Consider the following 25628-nt stretch of genomic DNA (forward strand, 5'->3'; position numbering starts at 1 on the left):
CATGGGTTCGGTGCCCCACACGGCCCCGCGGTTTTTCTCGCCCTTGTTCCCGGGCCCCGGGGTTTCTGGGGGGGGGGCCCCCCCCCGGGGGGGGGCCCCACCACTTTTTCTTTTCCCTGGATAAGAGACACCTGTCGATTTCATTTGTGGATTCCATTGTTTCTGTGAATCCTGAAAATCTTGGACCGGCTGCAATTCGAAACCGTTATCCGGTCGGGTTTTCGCATTGAGTGTCAACATTGTTGTTGGTAATGTCCGCCGTGCTTTCCCTCGATCTTCCGTCCAAGCCAACGGGTGCCTCCGTGTGGCTAGTTCGGCATGCCAAAGGAGTAGTACATGAGCAAAGAGAGAACCCGCGCGGTCCGCTCCAGGCGGACTCGGAGGGCCATACTCGGGGCCGCCGCAGCTCTGGCGCTGGCCGGTGGCGGAATCGCCGTGGCAAATGCCGCTACGGCCGGCAGTGAGAAAACGGCCGTGGGCGTCCAGCGTCCGGTCGACAAGCACGCCGAGGGCACCGCGGCCGTCGTCAGCGCCGCCGACGCCTTCCTGAACACCCTGACCTCCGACCAGCAGGCCTCGACCCTGCTGGACTTCTCCCAGGCGAACGCGACCGCCTGGTCGAACCTCCCCTGCGGCGGGACCTGCCGCCCCGGCATCCAGTTCGGCACGCTGTCGGACGACCAGCTGGCCGCCGCCGGGCACCTGCTGAAGCTGGCCCTGGGCACCGGCAAGGACACCGGTTACGAGCACGTCCTGCAGACCCTCAAGGCCGACGACGTGCTCGCCTCGGCCGAGAGCACCAGCTCCGCCTCCGCCGCGCCGACGGACGCGCCCACGGCGACCGACTCGGCTACGGCGACCGACTCGGCCACGGCCGACCCCTCCGCCACGGCCACCGACTCGGCGTCCGCCGCCGCCCCGACTGGTGCCCCGCCCTCCGGCGGTACCGGCGGCGGCCCGGGCGGCTTCTCGTACGGCAGCGGCTCCTACTACCTGGCGTTGCTCGGCACCCCGTCCAAGACCGGCTCCTGGCAGTTGCACTTCGGCGGCCACCACCTCGCCGTGAACATCACGTACAAGGACGGCAAGGTCTCCGGCGCCAGCCCCTTCTTCACCGGCGTCGAGCCGACCAGCTGGACCGCGGACGACGGCACCACGTACACGCCGCTGGCGAAGTTCCGCAACGGTCTGCTGAAGCTGACCGGCAGCCTGAGCACCGCGCAACTGGCCGAAGCCAAGCTGTCGGAGTCGTTCGGCGACGTACTGCTCGGTCCCGGCAAGGACGGCGACTTCCCGGAGACCAAGGAGGGCATCAAGGTCAGCGAGCTGTCGCCGAAGCAGAAGAAGCTGGTTCTGGCCGCGATCCACCCGTGGATCGCGGACGTGGACGACGCCACCGCCGCCCGGCTGATGAAGACGTACGCGAAGGAGCTCGACCAGACCTACGTCGCCTACTCCGGCGGCACCGGCCTGGACACCCAGGGCGACTACGTACGCATCGACGGTCCCAGCGTGTGGGTCGAGTTCGTGGTGCAGAACGGCGTCGTGTTCCGGAACCAGGTCCACTACCACACCGTGTACCGGGACCACACCCGCGACTACGGAAACGAGTTCTCCTTCTCATGACCGGACCGCGACTCTGGCTGACCACAGTGCTCCGCCTGGTGGCCGGGATCGCGATCGCGGTACCGGCGGCGCTCCTGCTCGGGGCGTCGCCGGCCGCCGCGCATCCGATGCCGCACTCGGTGGTGCAGCTGGACGTGTACAGGTCCTCGGTGTCCGCGCGGCTGGAGCTGCCGGTCTCCGACTTCTCCCGGGCCAGCGGCATCGACCTGGACGACGTCACCGGCAAGGCCGTCCCGGCCGCCCGGACCAAGGCGATCCGCGCCTACCTCGCCCAGCACATCCACCCGACCACGACCGGCGGGAAGGCGTGGCAGGTCGGCATCGGCGCGATGCACCTGAGCGCCACCCAGCAGACGTCCACCGGCCCCTACCGCGAACTGACCGTCGCCGCGGTCCTCACCCCGCCCGCCGGCGCCGACGTACGCCACTTCACCTTCCGCTACGACGTGATCGTGCATCAGGTCGTCACCCACGTCACCCTCGTGACGGTCCGCCAGGACTGGGCGAACGGCCAGGTCGACGGCAAGGGCACCACCCAGGTCGGAACCGTCGAGATCGACGTCCGGCACATGAAGGTCCCGGCCCTGAAGGTCGACCTCGGCCCCGGCAGCGCGTGGCGCGGCTTCGTCGCGATGGTCGAACTCGGCGGCAACCACATCCTGACCGGCACCGACCACCTCCTCTTCCTGCTGATCCTGCTCCTGCCGGCCCCCTTGGCGGCGACCGGCGGCCGCTGGACCGGACTGGTGGGCCCTCGCAAGGCGCTGGCCCGCATCGGCGGCATCACCCTCGCCTTCACCGCGGGCCACTCGGTCGCCCTGGCCGCCACCGCCCTGGGCCGCCTCCAGATCCCGTCCTGGCCGGTGGAGGCGTTCATCGCCGCGAGCATCCTGGTCGGCGCGATCCACGCGATCCGCCCGCTCTTCCCCGGCCGGGAGGCGATCGTGGCAGGCGTCTTCGGCCTGGGCCACGGCATGGCGTTCTCCTTCGTCCTGGCCGAAATGCACCTCTCCACCGGGCAGTTGGTCACCAGCCTGCTCGGCTTCAACCTGGGCATCGAACTGGTCCAGCTGCTGCTGGTCTGCCTCGCCCTGCCCTCGCTCCTGGTCCTGGCCCGGCTGCGGGTCCAGCCCGCACTCCGTCTGACCTGCGCGGCGTTCACCGGCGTGGCGGCCCTCGGCTGGCTCATCGACCGCCTCGGCCTGCCCAACCCCGTCGCCCGCGCCGTCGACAGCGCCGGCTCCCACACCACGCTGCTGCTGATCACTCTCACCCTGGCCGCACTCACCAGCGCCGGATGGGCCCTGGCCACCCGTCTGCGCGGCACACCGCAGGCCGGCCTCAGGCTCCGATGGCGTGCGGCCCTGGACAGGTCCTAGTCCGTCCTAGTCCCACCAGAACGACCAGTAGGCCCGCCCCACGAGGTCCATCGCGTACTCGGGGAACGGTGTGGGCGGGTCATCGACGATGTTGTCCGCGGTCGACAGCACGTGCTCCAGCGCGAGCAGGTCGGCGTGGTCCGCTTCGACGGGAGGTCGCGCGACCGACACGTGCACCTCGCTGCCGAACACCGCCACGACCCGGGCGCCGAAGCGGTCCTCCCAGCTCCGCAGGAGTGCACACAGCAGAGGCAGCGGCGCCTCCGTGGACCAGCCGGTCAACGCCAGAGCAGCGCTGCCGCGCTGGGCGGGGACGAGCACGAGGCGGCACTCGTGCAGCCCGAACGGGCCGGTCTTCATGAGCCGGGTCAGCAGGCTTGCCGCCGCTTCCTCCGCCGTGGGGCCTGCGGTCGTGGCGGGCATGTGCGGTGCCAGGCCCGGCCACTGTTCGAAGGGCGGCCCGGGGTCGTGCGGCCACGGCGCGATTCCTTCGATTTCTTCGGGTACCGGGACCGGTGTCGGATCCGTCCAGAAGGGCAGCCGGCTGCGGCGGTACTCGGCGAAGTCCGTGGCCAGCACCTTCTCCAGGCGGACGGTGTCGACGTCGTCCAGGCTGAGCGGTCTTCCCATGGCCTCGGGCCAGCACAGGAGCGGAACCAGACCACGTGCTCCCTGCTCACTCAGCAGGCGAGGCCATAGCCGTTCGACGTCGCGAGGGAATTCGTCAGAGACCCACACACACGCCGGACCAGCGGGACCAGAGGACAGGAATCGGCCGGGAGGCAGACCGTCGGGCAGGAAGAACGACATGGCGGGACCGTAGACCGTGGCACTGACAACACAGCTACCCGCCGACCCCGTCGCTCGGAACTCGCCGGCCTCCCACTTCGTGGCGAACACGGAGCACGGGCCCACCCGGCATGTCTATGTCCCCGCGCTCTGCCCGGCCGCCGCCCACGGCATGCGCAAGGGCATCGCGGAGCACATCGGAGCCCTTCCGGCCGTCGAGATCGTGGAGTTGGACTTCGCCGGCGCTTCCTCGGTCGGCGCGCTGCTGCGGGACGGCGTGGAGCGGCGGCTCGGGCACGCGGTCCATCTGTCCCGGCCGACGGTCGACTGGCCCGACGGGCGCCATGTGGTGACCGTCGACCCCGACCTCCACGCCGACATGCCCCTCGTCCGCACGATCAGGCTGCCGTACCAGCGGTGACCGTACTACGGCCGGGGCGTCTCTCCACCTGGCGCCCCGCCCGTCAGCTGAACACGATCATCGACCCCTGCGCCAGGCTCCGGGTCGCCGCCGCGTGCAGGCCGAGCCAGACGTGGCGTTCGCGGGCGAACGGGCTCGGGTCGTAGGGGGCCGGGTTCGCCGGTTCCTCCAGATCGGTGGGGGCGGAAGGGGCCTGCGGGGCCGCCGGCGGGTTCGCCGGGTCGATGCCGATCGACGGGGCGACGTACTCCAGCTCGCGCAGCAGGCTCTGCGAGGAGCCCAGCGGGCCGCCGCTCGCGAGGAGTTCGTCGCTGGAGAGCGGGTCCGGGAAGTCGACCGGCACGTACGCGCCCGCGTGGTCGTAGTGCCAGACCAGGTGCGACTGCTGGGCCGTCGACTCGAACATCTCCAGGAGCTGCTCGTAGTCGCCGCCCAGGTCGTCCACCGGGGTGACGGGCAGACCGCAGACCTGGAGGAGATAGACGCGGCGCAGGAAGTGGAGCGCGTCGTAGTCGAAGCCGGCCACCGGGGCGACCTCGCCGGACAGTCCCGGCATGTACTGGTACACCGGCACCGGCGGCAGCCCCGCCTCGGCGAGCACCTTGTTGTATTGCGCGAGTTCCTCGGCGAACGGGTTGTCGGGCGTGTGGCACAACACGTCGACGAGCGGTACCAGCCAGAGGTCACAGGCCAAAGAGGGCTCCTCGTATCAGCGCGATATCAGCGCGTTCACGGCAAGTGTTCAGCTAGGTGGTCAGGGAAGAGTAATCGGTGCGGCGCCGGTCAGCTCCCCTCGTGCAGGTCCCATACCCAGACCCCCCCGGTCCACTTACCGGGTTTTCCGGTCAGAGCCCGGACCGCCTGCCGCAGCTTGTCGTCGTTGGGCTGCGGGGCGACCACCAGCACGCCCGCCTTCCAGTACGCGAAGTCCTTCGCCGCCTGCGCCCGCCAGTTCTTGCCGATCACCGGCACCTTCCCGCTGTAGCGGACGTCACGCAGCATGGTGGAGGTGTAGCGCGGGACGGCACCGTAGATACCGATGCGGTCCTCGCCGTAGGGGCCGTTGAAGTATCCGCCGGGGAGCTTGAAGCCGAGGTCCGCCGTCGTCTGCCAGTGCAGCGCCTCCGCGTACCCGGGATCGGGGAGGGGGAGCGGGACGAGGGACTCGCCCTTTCCCACGTACGACTTCCACATCCCGCTCGTGATGAACTCCGGGACCGCCGTCCGCTGCTCGGACTTGAGCGGGGCGGGGACGATCGGGAGCAGCGCGAGCGCGATGGCGAGCAGGCCGAAGTACTGGGTGCCGACACGACGGGCGCCCAGCACCTTCTCGAGCGCGAGCGCGAGCAGCACGCCCAGCGCCGGGGCGCAGATCATCGCCACCCGGCCCTCGATCACCGACTCGAAGAGCGGCAGCTTCCGCACCAGCGCCCAGGGGCCGGGATACACCGTGTCCGTCAGCGGGATCCGGATCTTCGGGCCCATGGACAGGACGGCCGCGGCCAGGGACGTGAACGCCAGCGCCTTGACCAGGGGCCGCGACCACAGCCGTACCACGATGGCGAAGGCGAGCAGGACCAGCGGCCAGCCGTAGAAGGCGTTCTGCTCGGTGGGGTTGAGGGCGAGCTCGTTGGCCCGGCCCGCGTCCCCGAAGAGCAGCGAGCGCTCGGCGAAGGCGAGGAGCGAGAGCGGGCTGTTTCCGGCGTTGTCGCCGTGCAGGACGCTGTGGTAGCTCTGCGGGCCGCTGAACTGCCAGTACAGGGGGTAGATCACGAGCGGCAGACAGACCGCCCCGGCGATCAGCAGGCCCTTGCCCAGCGGCCGCCAGGACTCCTTGGCCACCTGCGGTCGTACGGCCGCGTAGGCAACGGCGAACAGCGCCATGCCCAGCGCCGCCAGCAGGAACGGCTCCTCGCCCAGGAAGACCTGGTAGGCCGCCATCAGGCCGAGCACGATCCCGTCCCGCCGGACCCGGGTGCCCGCGGCCAGGCGCAGGGCACGGTCGATGATCAGCGGGATCATGAACAGGATCACGAAGTTGGGGTGCGCGTTGGCGTGGCTGACCATCGGCGGCGCGAAGGCCGCGAGGGCCGCGCCGAGGAAGGCGGCACCCCGGTGCCGTACCACCCGCTTCACGATCAGCCAGTACCAGGCGACGGCGGTCGCGGCCAGGCCGAGCGCCATGCAGACGCTGAGCGAGACCGCCGGTCCGGCGAGCAGCGTCAGCGGGGCGAAGGGGACGGAGACGCCCAGCATGACCGTGTTGGCCATCAGGTTGACGCCGTCGGGGAAGTTCTGGAGGTCGGAGAAGAACGGGTTCCGGAAGTGCGCGAGGTTGTCCGCGGTCACCGCGAAGAACCACTCCCACTGGTTCTGGTCCTGGAGGGAGTCGGTGAGATAGCGGTGGCCCGGGTCGAAGAAGCGGCCCGAGTAGAGGGCGATCGACAGGGCCAGGAAGAGCACCGGGACCAGCAGGTCGGCCGGGCGCAGCCGGCGCAGCCGGAGGCGGGCCAGGTCCGCGAGGACCTTCGGGTAGGCCAGCGGGCCGACCTTGGACCCGGGCTGGTGGCTCCAGCGGACCGGCACCTCGGCGATGGATCCGCCGTCCCGGTGCAGATGCTGGAGGACCTCGACGTCGATGCCCCAGCCGTCGAGACGGGAGCCGGCGAAGGCATCCCGGGCCCGGTCGCCGTCGAACAGCTTGAAACCGCACTGGGTGTCCTTGATGCCGGGCACCGCGGTGGCCCGTATCAGCAGGTTCCCGGCGCGGCCGAGCAGTTCGCGCAGCCGGTGCTGGTGGTCGGATATCTCCGCGCCCGGCACCGCGCGCGAACCGATCGCCGCCGCGTAACCCTCGCTGAGCGCCTTGTCGAGCGGCTCCAGCTCCTCGATCGGGGCCGCGAGGTCGGCGTCGGTGACCAGCACCCGGCGGCCGCCGCTGGCGGCTACCCCGAGACGCAGGGCGTTGCCCTTGCCGCGGTTGCGGTCGGCCGTGACCAGACGGACGTACGGATGCCCTAAGGCCGCGACCTCGCGCGTCCCGTCGGTGGAACCGTCGTCGGAGACGATCACTTCCCAGGTGCCGAAGCGGGACTCGTTGTCGGCGAGGTAGCGGGTGACGGCGTCGAGCGTCGGGCCGAGCCGGCCCTCCTCGTTGTACGCGGGAATGACCACGGACAGGTCGACGGTCTCCGGGGGCGCGGTCATCCGTTCTCCGACAGACGCTCGATGAGGGCGAGGGAGTGTGTGTTGTACGCGGCGACGATCCCCCGGGCGGCCTCGGTGTCCCGCCGGGACAGCGCGTCGACCAACTCGGTGTGCCGGGACCACAGATACCCGCGTAGATCGGGGAGGCGGCGCAGCTGCTGCACCGCGCACACCCAGGACTGCACGCGCAGCCGGTGCAGGAAGTCGCCGAGGTAGGGGTTGCCGAACAGCGCGGACAGTTCCCGCCAGAAGCGCAGGTCGTAGCCGATCAGCACGGTGAGGTCGCCGGCGGTCGCCGCCCGCTGGGCCTCCTCACCACGTCGGCGGACCGCGGCGAGGGCGGCCGCGACCCGCGGCTCCTCGGGGTCCTTGAAGGCGGGGTGACGGCCGTCGGTGAGGGCGTGGAACATGCCGTCGACGACCAGGCTGCGGGCCTCGATCATGCCCCGGTAGTCGGCGAGGGAGTACTCCGGGACCCGGAAACCGCGATGCTGGTCGGCGTCGAGGATGCCCTGCGCGGACAGGTCGACCAGGGCCTCGCGGACCGGCGTGGCGGAGACCCCGTACTGCTCGGCGATCTCCTTGACCGTGAACTCCCGACCCGGCTGGAGGCGCCCGGCGAGCACCTCGTCACGGAGCGCGTCCGCGATCTGCTGGCGCAGGGTACTGCGGGTCACAGCGCCGTTGCCGGGCATCGTCGGGTGCCACTCCTCACGCGTTCGGGTGACGTGCTCGCTTACATGTACATCTACGAGCACGCCACCTTACGCGTTCGGGTTCCATGAGCGCCCCTTCAGGGGCGCGGGGAACTGCGCGCTCAGCCCCCACTCACCCGCACCCGAAATCGGCGTCCCTACACCGTGTACTCGTCGGCCACGCTCAGCGCGGCGTCGAGCGCGGCGAAGCCCTCCTTCAGCTCGGCCTCGGTGACGTTGCACGGCGGCACGACATGCGTCCGGTTCATGTTCACGAACGGCCACAGACCCTGCTGCTTGGCGGCAGCCGTGAACGCGGCCATCGGTGCGTTGGCCTCCCCGGCCGCGTTGTACGGCACCAGCGGCTCCCGGGTCTCCCGGCTCTTCACCAGGTCCAGCGCCCAGAACATGCCGGTGCCGCGCACCTCGCCGACGCTCGGGTGCCGCTCGGCCAGCGCGGCCAGGGCGGGCCCGACGACGTCCGCGCCGAGCCGCTTGGCGTTCTCGACGACGCCTTCCTCCGCCATCACGTTGATCGTGGCGACGGCGGCGGCACAGGCCAGCGGATGCCCGGAGTACGTCAGCCCGCCCGGGTAGGGCCGCCTGGCGAAGGTCTCGGCGATCCGCCCGCTGATGGCGACACCGCCCAGCGGCACGTACCCGCTGTTCACGCCCTTGGCGAAGGTCATCAGGTCGGGTACGACCCCGAACAGGTCGGCGGCGAACCACTCACCCGTGCGCCCGAACCCGGCCATGACCTCGTCCAGGACGAAGACGATCCCGTGCTTGTCGCAGATCTCGCGGACACCGGCCAGATACCCGGCGGGCGGCACCATGATCCCGGCGGTCCCGGGGATGGTCTCCAGGACGATCGCCGCGACCGTGCCCGGCCCCTCGAACGCGATCGTGGTCTCCAGGTGCTCCAGGGCCCGCGCGGTCTCCTGCTCCTCGGTCTCCGCGTAGAAGCGGGAGCGGTACAGGAAGGGCGCCCAGAAGTGCACGACGCCGGCGGCGGCGCCGTCGGAGGCCCAGCGGCGCGGGTCCCCCGTGAGGTTGATCGCCTGCTGGGTGCCGCCGTGGTACGAGCGGTAGGCGGACAGCACCTTGGGTCGGCCGGTGTGCAGCCGGGCCATGCGCACGGCGTGCTCGATCGCGTCCGCGCCGCCGTTGGTGAAGAAGATCTTGTCCAGGTCACCGGGGGTCCGCTCGGCGATCAGCCGGGCCGCCTCCGACCGGGCCTCCACGGCGAAGGCGGGCGCGAAGGTGGTCATCCTCGCGGCCTGCTCCTGGATCGCGGCGACGACCTTCGGATGCTGGTAGCCGATGTTGGTGAAGACGAGCCCGCTGGTGAAATCCAGGTAACGCCTGCCGTCGTAGTCCCAGAAGTACGACCCTTCGGCGCCGGCCACGGCCAGCGGATCGATGAGGTCCTGCGCGGACCAGGAGTGGAAGACATGCGCACGGTCGGCCGCCTTGACGGCGGCTCCGGCCTGGGGACTGGGCTGAGGGGTCATGGCGCCGAGCCTAGGAGTGTCCGGTGCGGACGCGGTATCGGCGACATGTTCCATGGCCAGGGGAATTCCGCGACAGGTTGTCCACAGTCCGTGGACACAGCCGCGGATACGGCGGAGCGACCCGTACCTGTTACGGAACCGTAGACAAGGCGGGTCCCGGCCGCCGGAGCTGCCGGAATATTCTCGGCTCGATCACAAGTGTGGAGAAGGGGCGGATCTGCCATGGAGAAGCTGGGGCCCGGGGATCCGCAGCACATCGGGAAGTACCGGCTGCTGGCGCGGCTGGGCGCGGGCGGCATGGGGCACGTGTATCTCGCCCGGTCGGAACGCGGCCGTACCGTCGCCGTGAAGCTGGTACGGGCGGAACTCGCCGCCCAGGAGGACTTCCGGGCCCGCTTCCGGCAGGAGGTGCGCAACGCCCAGCGGGTCGGCGGGTTCTGGACCGCGCCCGTCCTCGACGCCGACACCGAGGCCGCCGTGCCCTGGGTGGCCACCGGCTATGTCGCCGGGCCGAGCCTCCAGCGGGTCGTCGAGCACGACCACGGGCCACTGCCCGAGCGGTCGGTGCGCATCCTGGCCGCCGGGCTGGCGCACGCGCTCACCAACATCCACGCGGCCGGGATCGTCCACCGCGACCTCAAGCCGTCCAACGTGATGCTCACCATAGAGGGACCCCGGGTCATCGACTTCGGGATCGCGCGGGCGCTGGAGACCCTCCCCGGCGAGGGCATCACCCAGACCGGGTCACTCGTCGGCTCGCCGGGCTTCATGGCCCCCGAACAGGTGCGCGGCGACCGGATCACCCCGGCCTCCGACGTCTTCAGCCTCGGCTCGGTGCTCGCCTACGCGGCCACCGGCCGGCTTCCCTTCGGCGCGACCGAGGGCGGCGCACACGCGCAGATGTTCCGCATCGCCCAGGAGGAACCGGACCTGTCCGGGCTCCCCGAGGGCATCGCCGACGTGGTCCGCGACTGCCTCCGCAAGGACCCGGCGACCCGCCCCTCCCTGGACGCGATCCTGGCGCGAACGGGAGCGGTCGACACGGTCGAGGAGGGCCGGTCCAGGGACCCCTGGCTCCCGGGTTCCCTGGTGGCCCAACTGGGCCGGCACGCGGTGGAGCTGCTGGAGGTGGAGGACCCGACGGTACAAGGGCTCCGGCAGGGGGCGGCGGGCGAAGAGGCGCGAGGGCCCGCCGGCCCAGGGGCGCGGGGCGGTGCTGGCTCCGCCGCTGCCGCCGCGGGGGCGCGACCGGCCACGACTCACCCGCAGCCGACACCCGACCCGTCCTCCCCCGAACACGCCGCGGCCCATCCCGCCTACGGCTACCCGAACCAACCTCACCAGCACCCGCAGCCGTACAACCCCTACCGCAACCCGTACAACACCCCCCACACCACCGTCGCCACCCCCGAGTCCACCCAGCCGCCGCTCTACACACCCCCGCCGCCCCCGCCGTACGACCCCACCCCCGACGGCGAACCGCGCCGTACCCGCCGTTCCACCGCGCTTCTCGTCGTCGTCGCCGCGGTCGTGATGCTGGCCGCCGGCGGCTCCGTGTACGCGCTCATGAACAACGGCGGCGACGACGACAAGGCGGGTGGCGCCCCCGGCCCCACTCCCTCGGCGACCGCCCGGACCCCCTCCGGGGAGCCGACGCCCAGCGAGTCGCCCTCCTCCTCGGCCTCCTCCGCCGGCACCGTGCCCACCGCCTTCCTCGGCACCTGGGCCACGGTGATAGACAACTCCACCGGCCACAACACCCGCGAACTGACCATCCGCCAGGGCGCCGTGGGCGACACGGTCCTCACCCTGGTCGCGGACGGCCCCGGCTACCACTGCGAGTTCGACGCGAAGCTCGCCGGGAAGCCCGGCTCGGGCGGCCCGCTGGAGATCGGTCCTTCCACGGTCACGACGGGCAAGCCCCGTTCGTCGTGCAGCGCCGGAGAGGCCACCGAGGTGACCCTGCTGTCGGACGGCAGGCTGAAGCGGGAGAGGAAGGACGGCGAGGAGAGCCTTACGTACAGCAAGCAGTGAACTCCCGTGGTTCCTGGGATAGTTGAACGTTCGGAGAACAGTCGCCCAGGCGTCCGAATTATCCCGTACCGGCCCCTCCGTACGCCTTACGGTGACCGCACCATCCGACTCCGGGGAGTGGCGGGGGCACCCACATGGAGTGGCTGAGCGCGGAGAACGTCGTGGCCGTCGGTACCGCGCTGGCGGGCATCGTCGCGTCGGCGGCCATCTTCTGGTTCGAGCGGCGCGTCCCGCGCCGATGGGGGCACCTCCCACGCCCTTGAGGCAGTGGGGGAGGCTGGCGGACCTCACCACGGCCGACGTACGCCGGCTGTACCGGGGCGAGATCATGAGGTGCGGTGGTTCAGTCGAGGCTCACCCAGGTGCCCCCGGCGGCCGAGCGGCTCATCGCGTCGAGGGCGGTCGCGCTGTGCACGGCGTCCCGCAGGGTCGGGCCGTACGGGGTGTCCTCCGCTATGGAGCGCAGGAAGTTGCGGGCCTCGACGACCTTGAGGTCGTCGTAGCCCATGGCGTTGGCCGCGCCGGGCTGGAAGGCGCCGTACTCGCCGTGCCCGGGGCCGACGTGGACCGTGCTGACGGGCTGGTCCTGGTAGGAGGTGCCGCGGCTGACGCCGAGTTCGCCCATCCGCCGGTAGTCCCAGAAGACGGCGCCCTTGGTGCCGTGCACCTCGAAGCCGTAGTTGTTCTGCTCGCCGACCGAGACCCGGCAGGCCTCCAGGACGCCCCGGGCGCCGGAGGCGAAGCGCAGCAGGCAGTTGACGTAGTCCTCGTTCTCGACCGGGCCGAGTGCGCCGCCGGTGGCCAGGGTGTGGCCGGCGGTGGCGCCGGTGGGGCGGGCGCGCTCCGGGATGAAGACGGCGGTGTCGGCGGCGAGCGCGGTGATCTCACCGAGCAGGAAGCGGGCCAGGTCGACGCCGTGCGAGGCGAGGTCGCCGAGGACCCCGGTGCCGCCGCGGGCCCGCTCGTAGCGCCAGGTCAGGGCGCCGTCCGGGTGGGCCGCGTAGTCGCTGAAGAGGCGGATGCGGACGTGCGTGACGGTGCCCAGCTCGCCGGCGGCGATGAGGTCACGGGCGTACGCGACGGCGGGCGCGTTGCGGTAGTTGAAGCCGACCGTGCCCTGGACGCCCGCCTTCGCGACGGCGTCGGCGACCGCGCCGGCGTCCTCCGCGGTCAGCCCGACCGGCTTCTCGATCCAGATGTGCTTGCCGGCCTCGGCCATGGCGACGCCGATCTCCCGGTGCAGGAAGTTCGGCGCGGTGATGCTGACGGCGTGCACGCGCGGGTCGGCGACGACCTCACGCCAGTCGCGGGTGGTGGACGCGAACCCGAACTGTGCGGCGGCCTCCTCGGCCCGGCCCGGCACCTCCTCGGCGACGGTCACCAGCTCGGGGCGTACGGACAGCTGCGGGAAGTGGTGGGGGACCCGCTGGTAGGCCTGGGTGTGCACCCGCCCCATCCAGCCGAAACCGACGACGGCGACGCCGAGCGTACGCACCATGTGGCTGCCCCTCTTCGGACCGTTCCGCGGACTGTCCGCTCACGATGCGGGGCGGCTTCCGCCGATGTCAAGACATTAGGCCGTCGTGACAAATCGCTCGCCGGGGTCCGGCCGGGGCCTCGTCGGGGCCAGCCGGGGCTTGTCGAGGGCCTCACCGGGGCTCCGGGGGCCGTTGTCTGGGCATGTTCGGGCGGGTTCCGTTCGTGCCCGGGGGCAGCGGGAAGCGGCCGTTCAGATGTCCCGCGTCCGCACGCGGACCCGCCGTCACCGTCGCCTGCATGCCGAGCGGCGCCGGGCCGGTCCGGAACTCCACCATCCAGTCGGCCGTCTCCGTGCGGACCAGCTCGGTCACGTCCTCCGAGAACCGCCGCAGCACCGCCAGGCACCGCTCGGCCGCCTCGCTCGCCGTGCCCTCCGCCGGTCCCAGCACCTCCCGGACGCTCTCCGACGCCCAGTCGAACTGGAGCACCTGGAGCCGTCGCTGCACGGCCTGCGCGGTCGCCATGTCCCTTATCCAGCCGGAGGTCACCCCGAAGAACCGGTCGACGCCGACGCACGCCACCGCCAGCAGCAGCGCGAGATACCCCCAGGGCGCGACCCCGCCGACCACCCCGGTGAGGTCGAGGAGCGGCAACGCGGCGCCCAGCACCGCGCCCACGGCCGCCCCGCACCGCAGCGCCCGCGCCCCCCGCCGCTTCCACACCCGGTCCGCCAAATACCACGCGGCGGTCTGCAGCGCCCCGCGCTCCACCCACCGGTACAGCTCGTCGAGCCGCTCGGCCGGTTCACCCCAGTCCCCGAGCGGGAACGGCCGCCCGGTCAGGTCACCCGGCCGCAGTCCGGCCGCACCCTCGCCCCGCCCGTCCTGAGGCGGTCCCTCGGGCTGCATCTCCGGCTGGCCCACCCGGCACTCCCTACTGATCACAACCGATCACGTTCCGTGACATCGGACCGTCATTGCGCATGGCGTCGGCCATGGCACTGGACGTGACAATGGATGCTGACAACGGGAACCCTTCCTACCGCCCAATGGGTGGCGAGGGCCTTGCTTTCGCCTCTTTTCCGCTCGGAAGTGGGCCTTGATCAGGTATAGGGCCGTCAGGATTCTCACTCGAAAGAGTGGCGGGGCGATGGCTGCGTCGACCACGTAGGCTCATCCACAGCAGAGCAGAACCAGACACGGATGCGGACCCAGGAGCTGATCGTGATCCCCGGTGGTGGCCAGCCCAACATGCAGCAGCTGCTCCAGCAGGCCCAGAAGATGCAGGAGGACCTGGCGCGGGCCCAGGAGGAGCTGGCGAACACGGAGGTCGACGGGCAGGCGGGTGGCGGCCTGGTGACGGCCACCGTGACCGGCGCCGGCGAGCTGCGCACGCTGAAGATCGACCCGAAGGCGGTGGACCCGGAGGACACCGAGACCCTCGCCGACCTGGTCGTCGCGGCCGTCCAGGCGGCCAACGCGAACGCCCAGGCACTCCAGCAGCAGAAGCTCGGCCCGCTGGCGCAGGGTCTGGGCGGTGGCAGCGGCATCCCCGGTCTGCCGTTCTGATCCCCGGGCTGTTTCCGCCACCGCTCTGATCTCGCCGTTCTGATGTTCGTCGCCCGCGCGACACCCGTACCGCCTTCCTAGGACAGGCGGCAGCCAACTACGGTACGTACCGAAAGACTCCAGGAAGGGCAGTCCGTTGTACGAAGGCGTGGTCCAGGACCTCATCGACGAGCTGGGGCGGTTGCCCGGCGTCGGTCCGAAGAGCGCGCAGCGGATCGCCTTCCACATCCTGCAGGCGGAGCCGACGGACGTACGGCGGCTCGCCCAGGCCCTCCTGGAGGTCAAGGCGAAGGTCCGGTTCTGCGCGACCTGCGGCAATGTGGCGCAGGAGGAGCTGTGCAACATCTGCCGTGACACGCGCCGCGACCCGACGGTGATCTGTGTGGTCGAGGAGCCCAAGGACGTGGTCGCCGTCGAGCGCACCCGTGAGTTCCGCGGCCGTTACCACGTGCTCGGCGGCGCGATCAGCCCGATCGAGGGCGTCGGCCCCGACGATCTGCGGATCAGGGAGCTGCTCGCCCGGCTGGCCGACGGCGCGGTCACCGAGCTCATCCTGGCCACGGACCCGAACCTGGAGGGCGAGGCGACCGCCACCTACCTCGCCCGCATGATCAAACCCATGGGCCTGAAGGTCACCCGCCTGGCCAGCGGCCTCCCGGTGGGTGGCGACCTGGAATACGCGGACGAGGTCACCCTCGGCCGCGCCTTCGAGGGGAGACGACTCCTAGATGTCTGACGCCACGCTGCACGACACGACGCTGAATCCGGACGACTTCTCGGTCCAGATCGCGGACCAGGTGGAGAGCTTCCTGGTGGCCGTCACGGAGGTGGCCAAGGGCGACGAGCCGGACTCGGCGGTCCCCTTCCTCCTCCTGGAGGTCTCCCAGCTGCTGCTGGCCGGCGGCCGCCTCGGCGCGCACGAGGACATCGTCCCCGACGAGCGCTACGAGCCCGATCTGGGCCCCGAGCCGGACGTCGACCAGCTCCGCGAGAACTTCGCGCGCCTCCTGGAGCCCATCGACGTCTACTCCGAGGTCTTCGACCCGTACGCGCCCCGCAGGGCCCCCGTCCCGGCCCGTCTCTCGGACGACCTGGCCGACATCATCACCGACCTCCGCCACGGCATGGCCCACTACCGGGCCGGCCGCACCACGGAGGCCCTGTGGTGGTGGCAGTTCTCCTACTTCTCCAACTGGGGCCCGACCGCCTCCGCGGTCCTCCGGGCCCTCCAGTCCATCCTGATCCACGTCCGCCTGAACCAGCCCCTGGACGAGCTGGACGGCCTGGACACGGACCAGGACACGATGGGCGACGAGACGCTGGAGTTCGAGGCGGGCCAGGTCATGCAGGAGGAGATCGGCGGGACGCTGGGCCTCAAGTCCAAGTGAACCGAGGCTTCGGCTCAATCGGGCATCCAGAACGGCAGGACGGCATCTAGGACAGCCACCGTCCTAAGCGGTGCCTACCGTCGCCGGTGACATCCGACACCGGCGAGAGGACCACCATGCCCGAGCGGACCGGCACCGCCCCCGAGGGGTACACCACCGTCGCGCCCTGGGTCGTCACCGACGACACGGGCGCGTTCCTGGACTTCGTCACCGGGGCGTTCGGGGGTGAGGAGCTGGCGCGGGTGCCGACCGAGGACGGTCTGGTCGGGCACGCCGAGATCAGGGTCGGCGACACCGTCGTGCTGGCCTTCGACCGGCACGCCGACTGGCCCGTCCTGCCGAGCCTGCTGCGCGTGTTCGTCGCCGACGCCGACGACACCTTCGCCCGGGCCCTCGCGGCCGGCGGCCAGGTCGTCACGGACCTGGCCGACGACGCCTTCGGACAGCGCGGCGGGCGCGTCAAGGACCCCTTCGGCAACATCTGGTGGGTGGTCGCCCACGTCGAGGACGTCTCCGAGGACGAGATGTGGCGCCGGCTGCGGGACCCCGGGTACGCCGAGGCCATGCGGGCGGCGCAGGAGACATTCGACGCCGAACTCTCCGGCCGTCGCGAGGGCCGTAGCAGCGCGCCCGTACGGCCCGGGCGGGCCACGGGCTGATCCGTCGGGCGCTACAGCGTCCACACCCCCTTCGTCACCGCCGTCACGCCGCCCGTAAGGGCCAGCAGCAGGACCAGGCGGCGGGCCTGGTGGTCCGGCATGCGGTCGCCGACCGCCCGGCCGAGCACCCCGCCCGCCACCATCGCCCCGCCCACCGCCGCCCACTCCGCCGCGCTCAGGCCCGGCACCCCGTTAGCCGTCACCGAGAACGCGTTGACGATCACGCCGTAGAACTGTGCGTTCGGGACGAACTCCCGTACCGTCCAGCCCGCGTTGAGCGCGTACAGGGAGACCGGCGGGCCGCCCACGCCCGCCGCCGAGTTCATGAAGCCGCCCACCGCGCCCGCCGTCAACGCGCCGGCCCTGCCGCGGAGTACGGGGACCCGGGCGCCCCGCATCACCAGCAGTACCGCCGCCGTCACCAGGGCGCCCATCGTCAACAGCAGGGCGGGCGGCGGGAGTCGGTGGGTCAGCCAGGTGCCCGCCGGGACCGTGCAGGCCGCCGCCGCGCACAGCGGGACCATCGCCGCCGGGCGGACCCTGCGCCAGCCGCCCGCCAGGCCCACCACGCTGATCGCGCCGGCCGCGCAGTTCGCCAGGGCGACCCCCTCGGCCGGGCCGAGCAGCAGGATCAGGGCCGGTACGGCGACCAGCGCGAAGCCCATGCCGGTCAGCCACTGCACGCTCGCGCCCAGCAGCACGATGCCGGAGAGGAGGAGAAGGATCGGTGCCGTCACGGTGTACCTGCCTACACCAGCGGTCCGGCAGCGCACTCCCTCGTCGCGGTCCTCGGTAGCCGGAATCGTTGATCTCGCCAGGTCAACCGGCCGGCCAAGCCGAGAAAAGGATCTCTCCCGTGAAGACGCTGCTCTCCTCCCGGCCCGTCCTGTGGTTCCTCTTCCTCTTCAACCTCGTCGTCGCCGCCGTCGCGCCCTTCGCCGTGGACGGCACCCAGGGCGTGCTGACCGCCGTCGGGATGGGCGTCGTCTCGCTCGGCGCCGGGGTCAGCCTGCTGCGGGGGTGAGCGCACGCACCGGCGTCACTGTGAGCCACCGCACTTTCCCGCGTGGTGTGCCGTGCGCTGGGCATGTTCCGTCCCGGAAGCGAGCGGCGGAACACCCCGCCAGGACGTCTCACCATGCGGGAGCACGCCGGTGGAGTTCGACCGCTCGTTAAACTGAGCCGACACAGACAAACCGAGCGAGGAGCGCACGTGGGCCTTGTCGTGCAGAAGTACGGAGGTTCCTCCGTTGCCGATGCCGAGGGCATCAAGCGCGTCGCCAAGCGAATCGTGGAAGCGAAGAAGAACGGCAACCAGGTGGTTGTCGTCGTTTCCGCGATGGGCGACACGACGGACGAGCTGATCGATCTGGCCGAGCAGGTGTCCCCGATGCCTGCCGGGCGTGAGTTCGACATGCTGCTGACCGCCGGAGAGCGTATCTCCATGGCACTGCTGGCCATGGCGATCAAAAACCTGGGCCACGAGGCCCAGTCGTTCACCGGCAGCCAGGCAGGCGTCATCACCGACTCGGTCCACAACAAAGCCCGGATCATCGACGTCACGCCGGGCCGGATCAGGACGGCGCTGGACGAGGGCAACATCGCCATCGTGGCCGGGTTCCAGGGCGTCAGCGCGGACAAGAAGGACATCACCACGCTGGGGCGCGGCGGGTCCGACACCACGGCCGTGGCGCTGGCCGCCGCGCTGGACGCCGAGGTCTGTGAGATCTACACCGACGTCGACGGTGTGTTCACCGCCGACCCGCGCGTGGTGAAGAAGGCGCGGAAGATCGACTGGATCTCCTTCGAGGACATGCTGGAGCTCGCCGCCTCCGGTTCCAAGGTGCTGCTCCACCGCTGTGTGGAGTACGCCCGCCGTTACAACATCCCGATCCACGTCCGGTCCAGCTTCAGCGGACTTCAGGGCACGTGGGTCAGCAGTCAGCCGATTGGGGACAAGAAGGTGGAGCAGGCCATCATCTCCGGTGTCGCGCACGACACCTCCGAGGCCAAGATCACGGTCGTCGGTGTGCCGGACAAGCCGGGTGAGGCCGCCGCGATCTTCCGGACCATCGCCGACGCCCAGGTCAACATCGACATGGTCGTGCAGAACGTGTCCGCCGCGGCGACCGGCCTGACGGACATCTCCTTCACGCTGCCGAAGACCGAGGGTCGCAAGGCCATCGACGCCCTGGAGCGCAACCGGCCGGGCATCGGCTTCGACTCGCTGCGCTACGACGACCAGATCGGCAAGATCTCGCTGGTCGGCGCGGGTATGAAGACCAACCCCGGGGTCACCGCCTCGTTCTTCGAGGCGCTGTCCGACGCGGGCGTGAACATCGAGCTGATCTCGACCTCCGAGATCCGTATCTCGGTCGTCACCCGCGCCGACGACGTGCCGGAGGCCGTGCGCGCCGTGCACACCGCCTTCGGACTCGACTCCGACAGCGACGAGGCCGTGGTCTACGGAGGCACCGGCCGATGACTGCCAAGCCGACGCTCGCGGTCGTGGGGGCGACCGGGGCCGTCGGCACGGTCATGCTCCAGATCCTGTCCCAGCGGGCGGACGTCTGGGGCGAGATCCGCCTGATCGCCTCCGCGCGCTCGGCCGGCCGCAAGCTGACCGTGCGCGGGGAGGAGATCGAGGTCGTCGCCCTGTCGGAGGAGGCCTTCGACGGGATCGACGTCGCGATGTTCGACGTGCCCGACGAGATCTCCGCGCGCTGGGCGCCGGTCGCCGCCGCCCGGGGCGTGGTCGTCGTGGACAACTCCGGGGCCTTCCGGATGGACCCCGAGGTGCCCCTGGTGGTGCCCGAGGTCAATCCGCACTGCGCCCGCAGCCGGCCACGCGGGATCATCGCCAACCCCAACTGCACCACCCTGTCGATGATCGTCGCCCTGGGCGCGCTGCACGCCGAGTTCGGGCTGCGCGAGCTGGTGGTGTCGTCGTACCAGGCGGTGAGCGGGGCCGGGCGGGCCGGCGTGGAGACGCTGCGGGCCCAGCTGTCGATGGTCGCCGGTACCGAGCTGGGCACCAAGCCCGGTGACGTACGGCGGGCCGTCGGGGACAGCACCGGGCCGTTCCCGGAGCCGGTCGCGCTGAACGTCGTACCGTGGGCCGGGTCGCTGCGCGAGGACGGCTGGTCGTCGGAGGAGATGAAGGTGCGGGACGAGTCCCGCAAGATCCTCGGGCTGCCGAAGCTTCCGGTCGCCGTGACCTGCGTCCGGGTCCCGGTGGTCACCACGCACTCCCTGACCGTGCACGCCCGCTTCCAGGGCGAGGTCACGGTCGACGGGGCCCGGGAGATCCTGGACACCGCCCCCGGGGTCGTGCTCTTCGACAACCCGGCCGCCGGGGAGTTCCCGACCCCGGCCGACGTGGTGGGCACCGATCCGACCTGGGTGGGCCGGGTGCGGCGGGCGCTCGACGACCCGACCGCGCTGGAACTCTTCGTATGCGGGGACAATCTTCGCAAAGGCGCCGCACTGAACACCGCGCAGATCGCCGAGTTGGTGGCGGCGGAACTGACTGGCCGTTCAGGTATGGCCGATTTCGCGTGAACGGCCGGTGACCACGGGAAACGTCCTGGGTGGGAGCGGGCCCACAAGTGGGGGCCCGGTGAGAAATGTGGCCATGAGCATGGTCCAAACCACTTGAACCCCGGCCCCTCGGCGTTCGAAGATTTTCCTCCCCGTCCTCCGCAACCGCGCGGACGGCGGGGAGCGTCTTTGCGATCGCCCTCTTACGGGGCGCTTACGCGGCCGGCCCTCTGGTCGTGGGGACGCATGATCCTGGCGTGGGGACGCCGTGATCAGGGCGTGGGGACGCCCGTTCATATGGGACACAAGGGAAGAGCGGGACGCATGACGGCACGTGAGGCACCGTCGGGTGTACTGCCGGACGCGCGGAGAACGGTCTCGACCGCGCGGGCCGGCCGGCCCGGCATGCCCGGCGCGACCCCGCCCGGCGCGCCTGACACGAAAGTGATGCCCGGCACGTACAACCCCGAAGGGGGTAGACGTGTCCAACTGACGTGGCAGAGGTACTCGAACTCAGTGCGCCCCTCGGCGCGACGGCCTTGCGGCCGCCCCGCGCGGGCCTGCGCCCCCGCATGCCCGGCGCGGCCGGCGGCATGCCGGTGATCGCGCCCATGCCCGCAGCGCGGCCCACCCGCATACCCAGCCAGCGCGACGGCGCCGAGGACACGGCGGCGGCCGGAACCACCGTCGACCACCTCACCGAGACCTACCGGGCGCACTACCGTTCCCTGCTCGGCCTCGCCGCGCTCCTCCTCGACGACACCGCCTCCTGCGAGGACGTCGTCCAGGAGGCCTTCATCCGTGTCCACTCGGCCCGCAAACGCGTCCGTGACCCGGAGAAGACCCTGGCCTACCTCCGCCAGACGGTCGTCAACCTCTCCCGCTCCGCGCTGCGCCGCCGCATCCTCGGCCTCAAGCTCCTCTCCAAGCCGATGCCCGACATGGCGAGCGCCGAGGAAGGCGCCTACGACCTGCTGGAGCGGCGCGACCTCATCAAGGCGATGAAGGCCCTGCAGCGCCGCCAGCGCGAGGTCCTGGTGCTGCGCTACTTCGCCGACATGACCGAGGCCCAGGTCGCCGAGACGCTCGGCATCTCGCTGGGCTCGGTGAAGGCGTACGGCTCGCGCGGCATAGCGGCGCTACGCGTGGCGATGGAGTCGGCGGCATGACGGACAGCCCCCAGGGAGGCGACTCACATGATCGCCACGAGCCCTACGCTTGGCACGAGCCGACCCGGGACGGTGCGCCACGCGCCGGCCGCGGGCCGCAGGGTTCCCACGGCTCGGGGGAGCCACACGGACCGGGGGAGCCGCACGGTTCTCACGGTCAGGGGGAGCCGGCCCGGGACCACGGGCCTGCCGGCCGGCGAGAGCCGGCGCGGGACCACGAGCAAGAGCACACGCAATCGCACGCTGGGAACGGAACTGTGAACCACGGCCCCGACGAAAAGGGCCCCGAGGAGCTCGGACAGGGCTTCGACGGGCTCGGCGCCGGCCATGACGGGCTCGGTGCCGACGAACTGGCTCTGCGCCGGATGCTGCACTCCGCGGTCGACGACCTCGCACCGCGCGACGGCGTCCTCGACCACCTGCGCCGCGCGGTCCCGGCCCGCCGGGCCCGCAAGCGCCAGGCCGCCGTCGGCATGGCGGCAGCGGCCCTGTTCATCGGCACCGCGATCCCCGCCCTCGTGCACGTCTCCAACTCCGGCGGCATGGACCCCAACACCTCCATGGCCGGCCAGGCCTCCCAGGCCCAGGGCGGCTCCGCGGGCGGCAAGAACCCGGACGGCGGCTCCAGCACCGCGGGCGCCACCAGCGGCCAGACCACCGACCAGCAAACCGGCGGCACCAAGGACGGCGGCAAGGACGAGAGCACCGGCGCCGTCGGCGGCACCAAGGTCGTCCCCTCGGCCAGCGCCGACACCGCGGCCCCGGTCTGCGCCTCGGACCAGCTCGCCACTCCGACCGCCGCCGTCGACGCCCCCGACTCGACGGGCGTCGTCTACGGCACCTTCCGGGTCGTGAACGTCTCGAAGACGAGCTGTACGGTCGGCGGCCCCGGCAGCGTGGGCCTGCTCGCGCAGGGCGCGGCCGACGCCACCAAGCTCAGCGCGGTCCGGCACACCTCGGGCGACGCGGCGGCCGGGCTCCCCGACCCGTCCACCGAGCTGACCGGCCTGGTGCTGGCACCCGGCGCGGCCTACGAGGAGAAGTTCGGCTTCGTCCCCCTGGAGACCTGCCCGACCAGCGGCTCCAGCACCGGCGGCTCCACCGACACCGGCGGCACCGGTGGCAGCACGGCCTCCCCGAGCCCCTCCGAGGACCCCGGCAGCGGCACCGGTACGACCACCTCCGGGTCGGAGGGCGTCACCACCCAGCTGCTCACCGAGGACGGCACGGCCGACGGCGGCGTCGCGGTCTCGTACACCCCGCAGGCCGGGTCCCCGACCGGCTCCGCGACGGTGACCAACGCGTGCGCCGGGACGGTCTACTGGACCGGAGTCCTGCCGGCGGTGTGACCGGCGCCGCGGGGGCGACGCCGTCGGCGTCCGTCAGACGGCGGTCGGCTGCTGGGCCGGGGTCTCCTCGTCCGGCACCAGGCCGAGCGCCGCGTCCCGGGCGAACTCCACCTCGCGGCGCAGCAGCCGGAACCACATGAACACCGTGAACCCCGCGAACACGAACCACTCGCCGGTGTAGCCGAGGTTCTGGAACGCCTTCAGGTCGAGCCCCGAGTTGTCCGGCGCGGTCGCCGGGACGGCCGTCATCCCCGAGTCGGACTTCTCCAGCGTGATCCACGCGTCGTACACCCGGTACGGCACCAGGTTCACCAGCGAGGCCGCGCTGATCGCCGCCGTCTGCCCGGACGGCAGCCCGCCCTGGGTGCTGACGCCGTTGTCCCCGGGCGTCTCGGAGGCCTGCAGCGCGCCGGTGACGGTGACCTCGCCGGCCGGCGGGGCGGGCGCCTTGGCCGCGTCGGCCCTGCCGGGCAGCCAGCCGCGGACGACGGGCAGGGCCTGGCCGGAGTCGGTGCGCAGCAGGGTCAGGACGTAGAAGCCGTCCCTGCCGTCGAGCTGCCGGTCGGGCACCAGCAGCTGCTTGGCGTACCGGCCGCTGACGACGGCCCGCTTTCCGGAGGTCGACTGGTCGACGGGGAGCAGGTCGGCCAGGGGCCGGGCCGCTTCCGTCCGGGCGGTCTCGACCTGCTTGTCGGCGCTGCGGTGCGCCTCGACCCGCGACTCGAAGCGGCTCAGCTGCCAGGACCCCATGAAGATGCAGAACGGGATGGCGAGCAGCACGAAGACGTTGATGCCCCACCAACGGGGTGTCAGCAGAAAGCGGTACACGCTGTCCACGGTACGGGGCGCTTTGCGGCGGGTTGGGAGTGGGGTCGGCGCGGTGCGGGCGGCAGCTCGCAAAGTTATCCACAGGCTGAGGACGCCCGCCAGCGCATTGTGGGTGGGTGCGGGCACTATGGGGCCATGACTGCGGCCATGAGTGAGAGCGACATGCCGGACTGGGAGAAGCGCTTCCGCGCCCCTCGGGTCTCCCTGCCGGACTGGGCGGAGGACGCCCCCGACCGTTCCCTGTTCGTGTCGAACGCGACGGGGACGTATGAGCTGTACGCCTGGGACCGCGCGAGCGGAGAGCAGCGCCAGGCGACGAACCGGCCGAACGGCACGACGGACGGGCTGCTCTCCCCGGACGGCGCGTGGATCTGGTGGTTCGACGACAAGGACGGCGACGAGTTCGGCGTCTGGCGCCGCCAGCCCTTCGGCGGCGGCGCGGACGAGGAGGCGGCACCGGGCCTGGAGCCGTCGTACCCCTCGGGCCTGGCCCTGGGCCGGGACGGCCGCACGGCGGTCGTGGGCCGTTCCACCGACGACGAGGGTACGACTATCTACCTGGTCAGAGTGGGGGAGAAGCCGCGGGAGATCTACCGCCACCATGAGTCGGCGGGCGTCGGCGACCTCTCCCACGACGGCTCGCTGATCGCCATCGAGCACACCGAGCACGGCGACGCGATGCACTCGGCGCTGCGCGTGATCCGCCCGGACGCCACGCCGGTCGCCGAACTGGACGACACCAGGGGCGGCGCGGAGGAACTGGGCCTGGAGGTACTGGGCTTCGCCCCGGTCGAAGGCGATCCGCGGCTGCTCATCGGCCACCAGCGACGCGGCCGCTGGGAGCCCCTGGTCTGGGACGTCGTGACCGGCGAACAGACGGACCTGACCCTGGACCTGCCGGGCGACGTGAGCGCGGAGTGGTTTCCGGACGGCAGCGCACTGCTGATCGCCCACAGCCACGAGGCCCGCAGCGAACTGTTCCGCTACGACCTGGCGACGCACGAGCTGACCGGGATCCCGACCCCGGCGGGCTCGGTCTCCGGGGCGACAGCCCGCCCCGACGGAAGCGTCGAGTACCTCTGGTCCTCCGCCGCCGAGCCGCCGGTGGTCCGCTCGACGACGGGCGAGGTGGTCCTGGACCCGCCGGGCATGAAGTGCCCCCCGTCCGTGCCGGTCTCGGACGCGTGGGTGGAGGGCCCCGGCGGCCGCATCCACGCGCTGATCCAGAAGCCGGTGGGAGCGGAGGGGCCGTTGCCGACCGTCTTCGACCTGCACGGCGGCCCGACCTGGCACGACAGCGACAGCTTCGCGGCGGGCCCGGCGGCCTGGGTGGACCACGGCTACGCGGTGGTCCGCATCAACTACCGGGGCTCCACCGGCTACGGCCGGGCCTGGACGGACGCGCTGAAGCACCGGGTGGGCCTCATCGAGCTGGAGGACGTGGCGGCGGTACGGGACTGGGCGGTCGAGTCCGGCCTGGCCGACCCCGACCGGCTGATCCTGACCGGTGGCTCATGGGGCGGTTACCTGACGCTGCTGGGCCTGGGCACCCAGCCCGATTCCTGGGCGGTGGGCATCGCGGTCGTCCCGGTCGCCGACTACGTCACGGCGTACCACGACGAGATGGAGTCCCTGAAGGCGATGGACCGCACGCTGCTGGGCGGCACGCCGGAGGAGGTCCCGGACCGCTTCGCCGCGAGCTCGCCCCTGACCTACGTGGACGACGTCAAGGCCCCGGTCTACATCTCGGCCGGCGTCAACGACCCCCGCTGTCCCATCCGCCAGATCGACAACTACGTCACCCGCCTGGCAGCCCGCTCGGCCCCGCACGAGGTCTACCGCTACGACGCGGGTCACGGCTCCCTGGTGGTCGACGAACGGATCAAGCAACTGAGACTGGAGATGGAGTTCGCGGAAACCCACCTCACGCCCACGGCGACAGCACCGACGGACTGAGGGGACCAGCCCCCACCCACCCCCACC

Annotated in this window: 24 protein-coding genes; 15 read left to right on the forward strand and 9 right to left on the reverse strand. The window is 71.4% G+C overall.

Going from position 1 to position 25628, the window contains the following annotated elements:
* The first annotated feature begins 336 nt into the window (after positions 1 to 336).
* Positions 337 to 1626 (forward strand): DUF3500 domain-containing protein, encoded by a 1290-nt coding sequence (locus ABZ642_RS42570; RefSeq protein ID WP_360495834.1) that lies wholly within the window; start codon positions 337 to 339, stop codon positions 1624 to 1626.
* Positions 1623 to 3005, forward strand: coding sequence for a HupE/UreJ family protein (locus ABZ642_RS42575; protein ID WP_360495837.1), 1383 nt, complete (start codon positions 1623 to 1625; stop codon positions 3003 to 3005). Before ABZ642_RS42570 ends, ABZ642_RS42575 begins: the two co-directional genes overlap by 4 nt.
* A gap of 6 nt (positions 3006 to 3011) precedes the next feature.
* Here ABZ642_RS42575 and ABZ642_RS42580 read toward each other — a convergent pair whose 3' ends face one another.
* On the reverse strand, positions 3012 to 3635 hold the full coding sequence (locus tag ABZ642_RS42580; protein WP_360495840.1) for a DUF4253 domain-containing protein: 624 nt from the start codon (positions 3633 to 3635) through the stop codon (positions 3012 to 3014).
* Between the two features lie 196 nt (positions 3636 to 3831).
* Here ABZ642_RS42580 and ABZ642_RS42585 point away from each other — a divergent pair, with 196 nt between their 5' ends.
* Positions 3832 to 4215, forward strand: coding sequence for a hypothetical protein (locus tag ABZ642_RS42585; protein ID WP_360495842.1), 384 nt, complete (start codon positions 3832 to 3834; stop codon positions 4213 to 4215).
* A gap of 43 nt (positions 4216 to 4258) precedes the next feature.
* Here ABZ642_RS42585 and ABZ642_RS42590 read toward each other — a convergent pair whose 3' ends face one another.
* From ABZ642_RS42590 to ABZ642_RS42605, 4 genes are all read right to left on the reverse strand, one after another.
* Positions 4259 to 4909, reverse strand: a complete 651-nt coding sequence (locus ABZ642_RS42590) for a hypothetical protein (RefSeq protein ID WP_360495844.1) — start codon at positions 4907 to 4909, stop codon at positions 4259 to 4261.
* 89 nt (positions 4910 to 4998) lie between these two features.
* Positions 4999 to 7422 (reverse strand): dolichyl-phosphate beta-glucosyltransferase, encoded by a 2424-nt coding sequence (locus ABZ642_RS42595; RefSeq protein ID WP_360495847.1) that lies wholly within the window; start codon positions 7420 to 7422, stop codon positions 4999 to 5001.
* The gene (locus tag ABZ642_RS42600; protein ID WP_360495850.1) at positions 7419 to 8117 is read right to left on the reverse strand and encodes a GntR family transcriptional regulator; all 699 of its coding nucleotides are present in this window, start codon (positions 8115 to 8117) and stop codon (positions 7419 to 7421) included. The genes ABZ642_RS42595 and ABZ642_RS42600 overlap by 4 nt, the downstream gene beginning before the upstream one ends.
* Before the next feature lie 158 nt (positions 8118 to 8275).
* Positions 8276 to 9631, reverse strand: coding sequence for an aspartate aminotransferase family protein (locus ABZ642_RS42605; protein ID WP_360495853.1), 1356 nt, complete (start codon positions 9629 to 9631; stop codon positions 8276 to 8278).
* Between the two features lie 222 nt (positions 9632 to 9853).
* Between ABZ642_RS42605 and ABZ642_RS42610 the strand changes: the two genes are divergently transcribed.
* Both ABZ642_RS42610 and ABZ642_RS42615 read left to right on the forward strand, forming a co-directional pair.
* Positions 9854 to 11665 carry a serine/threonine-protein kinase gene (locus ABZ642_RS42610; protein ID WP_360495856.1) on the forward strand — a complete coding sequence of 604 codons (1812 nt, stop codon included), beginning with the start codon at positions 9854 to 9856 and terminating at the stop codon, positions 11663 to 11665.
* Between the two features lie 134 nt (positions 11666 to 11799).
* Positions 11800 to 11928, forward strand: a complete 129-nt coding sequence (locus ABZ642_RS42615; RefSeq protein WP_360495997.1) for a hypothetical protein — start codon at positions 11800 to 11802, stop codon at positions 11926 to 11928.
* An 80-nt stretch (positions 11929 to 12008) separates the two neighbouring features.
* Here the strand turns inward: ABZ642_RS42615 and ABZ642_RS42620 are convergent, their stop codons facing one another.
* Both ABZ642_RS42620 and ABZ642_RS42625 read right to left on the reverse strand, forming a co-directional pair.
* Positions 12009 to 13163, reverse strand: coding sequence for a Gfo/Idh/MocA family oxidoreductase (locus ABZ642_RS42620; RefSeq protein WP_360495859.1), 1155 nt, complete (start codon positions 13161 to 13163; stop codon positions 12009 to 12011).
* A gap of 151 nt (positions 13164 to 13314) precedes the next feature.
* Entirely contained in the window at positions 13315 to 14067 is a 753-nt protein-coding gene (locus ABZ642_RS42625) for an SLATT domain-containing protein (protein ID WP_360495862.1), read from the reverse strand.
* Positions 14068 to 14367: 300 nt separating this feature from the next.
* On the opposite strand from ABZ642_RS42625, the gene ABZ642_RS42630 reads away from it, so the two are divergent.
* The 4 genes from ABZ642_RS42630 to ABZ642_RS42645 all read left to right on the forward strand — a co-directional run bounded on the left by ABZ642_RS42630 (position 14368) and on the right by ABZ642_RS42645 (position 16759).
* A complete protein-coding gene (locus ABZ642_RS42630) occupies positions 14368 to 14712 on the forward strand; it encodes a YbaB/EbfC family nucleoid-associated protein (protein ID WP_351317457.1) in 345 nt (114 codons plus the stop codon).
* Positions 14713 to 14848: 136 nt separating this feature from the next.
* Complete coding sequence (recR, locus tag ABZ642_RS42635) at positions 14849 to 15448, forward strand: recombination mediator RecR (RefSeq protein ID WP_360495865.1); 600 nt, start codon at positions 14849 to 14851, stop codon at positions 15446 to 15448.
* The gene (locus ABZ642_RS42640) at positions 15441 to 16100 is read left to right on the forward strand and encodes a DUF5063 domain-containing protein (RefSeq protein ID WP_360495868.1); all 660 of its coding nucleotides are present in this window, start codon (positions 15441 to 15443) and stop codon (positions 16098 to 16100) included. The genes recR and ABZ642_RS42640 overlap by 8 nt, the downstream gene beginning before the upstream one ends.
* Positions 16101 to 16216: 116 nt before the next feature.
* Positions 16217 to 16759, forward strand: coding sequence for a VOC family protein (locus ABZ642_RS42645; protein WP_360495992.1), 543 nt, complete (start codon positions 16217 to 16219; stop codon positions 16757 to 16759).
* An 11-nt stretch (positions 16760 to 16770) separates the two neighbouring features.
* On the opposite strand, the gene ABZ642_RS42650 is transcribed toward ABZ642_RS42645, so the two are convergent.
* Positions 16771 to 17496, reverse strand: a complete 726-nt coding sequence (locus ABZ642_RS42650; RefSeq protein WP_360495871.1) for a sulfite exporter TauE/SafE family protein — start codon at positions 17494 to 17496, stop codon at positions 16771 to 16773.
* A gap of 119 nt (positions 17497 to 17615) precedes the next feature.
* On the opposite strand from ABZ642_RS42650, the gene ABZ642_RS42655 reads away from it, so the two are divergent.
* From ABZ642_RS42655 to ABZ642_RS42675, 5 genes are all read left to right on the forward strand, one after another.
* Positions 17616 to 17783, forward strand: a complete 168-nt coding sequence (locus tag ABZ642_RS42655) for a hypothetical protein (protein WP_360495874.1) — start codon at positions 17616 to 17618, stop codon at positions 17781 to 17783.
* 189 nt (positions 17784 to 17972) lie between these two features.
* On the forward strand, positions 17973 to 19244 hold the full coding sequence (locus ABZ642_RS42660) for an aspartate kinase (RefSeq protein ID WP_351317465.1): 1272 nt from the start codon (positions 17973 to 17975) through the stop codon (positions 19242 to 19244).
* Entirely contained in the window at positions 19241 to 20320 is a 1080-nt protein-coding gene (locus tag ABZ642_RS42665) for an aspartate-semialdehyde dehydrogenase (RefSeq protein WP_360495877.1), read from the forward strand. The genes ABZ642_RS42660 and ABZ642_RS42665 overlap by 4 nt, the downstream gene beginning before the upstream one ends.
* A gap of 473 nt (positions 20321 to 20793) precedes the next feature.
* On the forward strand, positions 20794 to 21468 hold the full coding sequence (locus tag ABZ642_RS42670; protein ID WP_360495880.1) for a SigE family RNA polymerase sigma factor: 675 nt from the start codon (positions 20794 to 20796) through the stop codon (positions 21466 to 21468).
* A gap of 257 nt (positions 21469 to 21725) precedes the next feature.
* Positions 21726 to 22817: a hypothetical protein gene (locus ABZ642_RS42675; protein ID WP_360495883.1), complete on the forward strand. Its 1092-nt coding sequence runs from the start codon at positions 21726 to 21728 to the stop codon at positions 22815 to 22817.
* Positions 22818 to 22850: 33 nt separating this feature from the next.
* Here ABZ642_RS42675 and ABZ642_RS42680 read toward each other — a convergent pair whose 3' ends face one another.
* Positions 22851 to 23645: an SURF1 family protein gene (locus tag ABZ642_RS42680; protein WP_360495886.1), complete on the reverse strand. Its 795-nt coding sequence runs from the start codon at positions 23643 to 23645 to the stop codon at positions 22851 to 22853.
* 147 nt (positions 23646 to 23792) lie between these two features.
* Here ABZ642_RS42680 and ABZ642_RS42685 point away from each other — a divergent pair, with 147 nt between their 5' ends.
* Positions 23793 to 25601 carry a prolyl oligopeptidase family serine peptidase gene (locus ABZ642_RS42685; protein ID WP_360495888.1) on the forward strand — a complete coding sequence of 603 codons (1809 nt, stop codon included), beginning with the start codon at positions 23793 to 23795 and terminating at the stop codon, positions 25599 to 25601.
* Positions 25602 to 25628: the final 27 nt, after the last annotated feature.

This window comes from Streptomyces sp. NPDC007157, assembly GCF_040634235.1.
Lineage (GTDB): Bacteria > Actinomycetota > Actinomycetes > Streptomycetales > Streptomycetaceae > Streptomyces.

Excerpts from the sequence above, each read along its gene's own strand:
- ABZ642_RS42570 (WP_360495834.1), top strand. The coding sequence starts at position 337 with ATGAGCAAAGAGAGAACCCGCGCGGTCCGCTCCAGGCGGACTCGGAGG.
- ABZ642_RS42575 (WP_360495837.1), top strand. The coding sequence starts at position 1,623 with ATGACCGGACCGCGACTCTGGCTGACCACAGTGCTCCGCCTGGTGGCC.
- ABZ642_RS42580 (WP_360495840.1), bottom strand. The coding sequence starts at position 3,635 with ATGGGAAGACCGCTCAGCCTGGACGACGTCGACACCGTCCGCCTGGAG.
- ABZ642_RS42595 (WP_360495847.1), bottom strand. The coding sequence starts at position 7,422 with ATGACCGCGCCCCCGGAGACCGTCGACCTGTCCGTGGTCATTCCCGCG.
- ABZ642_RS42600 (WP_360495850.1), bottom strand. The coding sequence starts at position 8,117 with ATGCCCGGCAACGGCGCTGTGACCCGCAGTACCCTGCGCCAGCAGATC.
- ABZ642_RS42605 (WP_360495853.1), bottom strand. The coding sequence starts at position 9,631 with ATGACCCCTCAGCCCAGTCCCCAGGCCGGAGCCGCCGTCAAGGCGGCC.
- ABZ642_RS42610 (WP_360495856.1), top strand. The coding sequence starts at position 9,854 with ATGGAGAAGCTGGGGCCCGGGGATCCGCAGCACATCGGGAAGTACCGG.
- ABZ642_RS42615 (WP_360495997.1), top strand. The coding sequence starts at position 11,800 with ATGGAGTGGCTGAGCGCGGAGAACGTCGTGGCCGTCGGTACCGCGCTG.
- ABZ642_RS42620 (WP_360495859.1), bottom strand. The coding sequence starts at position 13,163 with ATGGTGCGTACGCTCGGCGTCGCCGTCGTCGGTTTCGGCTGGATGGGG.
- ABZ642_RS42640 (WP_360495868.1), top strand. The coding sequence starts at position 15,441 with ATGTCTGACGCCACGCTGCACGACACGACGCTGAATCCGGACGACTTC.
- ABZ642_RS42645 (WP_360495992.1), top strand. The coding sequence starts at position 16,217 with ATGCCCGAGCGGACCGGCACCGCCCCCGAGGGGTACACCACCGTCGCG.
- ABZ642_RS42665 (WP_360495877.1), top strand. The coding sequence starts at position 19,241 with ATGACTGCCAAGCCGACGCTCGCGGTCGTGGGGGCGACCGGGGCCGTC.
- ABZ642_RS42685 (WP_360495888.1), top strand. The coding sequence starts at position 23,793 with ATGAGTGAGAGCGACATGCCGGACTGGGAGAAGCGCTTCCGCGCCCCT.